The organism is Mesorhizobium sp. M0244, assembly GCF_040321795.1.
Taxonomy (GTDB): domain Bacteria; phylum Pseudomonadota; class Alphaproteobacteria; order Rhizobiales; family Rhizobiaceae; genus Mesorhizobium.
On sequence record NZ_JAMYSE010000218.1, the window covers coordinates 1 to 1,261 of the forward strand.

General features: G+C 59.8%; 1 protein-coding gene. It reads left to right on the top strand.

Annotated features, from left to right (window positions below; genetic code table 11):
• Window positions 1-220 precede the first annotated feature (220 nt).
• Window positions 221-1,225 carry a Gfo/Idh/MocA family oxidoreductase gene (locus NKJ08_RS38715; RefSeq protein ID WP_352786401.1) on the top strand — a complete coding sequence of 335 codons (1,005 nt, stop codon included), beginning with the start codon at window positions 221-223 and terminating at the stop codon, window positions 1,223-1,225.
• Window positions 1,226-1,261: the final 36 nt, after the last annotated feature.

Genomic DNA, 1,261 nt, shown 5'->3' on the forward strand with positions numbered 1-1,261 from the left:
GAGGAGATTACGGATCTGATGGCTGGCGGCGAAACGATGGCCGATCTGGAAGCCAAGGTCGATGGTTACATGGCCGAGCATGAAGGTCATCCGCCGTCCTTCCAGGTGCTGGAGGGCCCAGCCGCTCGTTAGATTTCTTAAAAGGCGCCAACCAGGCGTGGCTCCATGCCGCCGAGTTGGCCGTTGCCCGTAAGTTCGAAAAAGCAAAAGCAGGACAGAAATGACAATCCGCATTGCAGTGATCGGCGCCGGTTTGATGGGCGCGGATCATGCCAAGATAGTTGCCGAGGAACTGCCCGGCGCAACCCTTCAATTGGTCTGCGACATGGATGAGCAGCGCGCTCGTTCTGTTGCCGACGCGTGTGGCGCTATCGACATTGCCACCGACCCCAAGGGCGCCATCACGCGGCAAGACGTGGACGCCGTGATCATTGCGAGTCCCGATTTCACGCATGCGCCGCTTTCGATGGCTTGCATTGCCGCCGGCAAGCGCGTCCTATGCGAAAAACCGCTGTCACAAGCGTCGGCTGACTGCATCGCGGTGATGGAAGCCGAACAGAAAGCGGGGGCGAAATTCGTCCAGCTCGGCTTCATGCGGCGTTACGATCAATCCTACCAGGAGATGAAGCAAGCGCTCGATAATGGTCATCTCGGCCGGGCGCTGATGATGCACAATTTTCACCGCAATGTTGAAACGCCTGCGGCCGACTTCACCGGCGCGATGGCTATCACCAATTCGGCCCCGCACGAATTCGATGTCGTGCGATATGTGCTCGGCACCGAATATGCTGCCATCTCCGCATTCCAGCCAAGCCGCTCGGACGCGCGTGTGGCACCTGTCGTCATGGTGCTGGAAACGGTGGATGGGCAGCTCGTCAACATCGAGATCAACAACAACGCCGCCTATGGCTATGACGTTCGCGCCGAGCTGATTGGCGAGAACGGCGCCGTGGCAACCAACAACGTTGCCTACACCCGCACGGAGTCAGCGCTTACCCAAAGCACAAACTACGACGCCGACTGGCGCACCCGCTATTACGATGCCTATCGCCGCCAGAACCGCGACTTCCTTCGCTTCGTCATGACTGGTGAGTTCCCCGCGACCGCCTCGGACTGCTGGGACGGCTACTGCGCCGCCGTCGTTGCCGAGGCCGGCGTGGTAGCGCTGAAGGAAGCCCGTCGTACGCCTGTCCAGATGATTGCAAAGCCGGAGTTCTACGCGTGAAGCTGGGTTTCGTTTCAGACAGTCTCGGCAATCTGC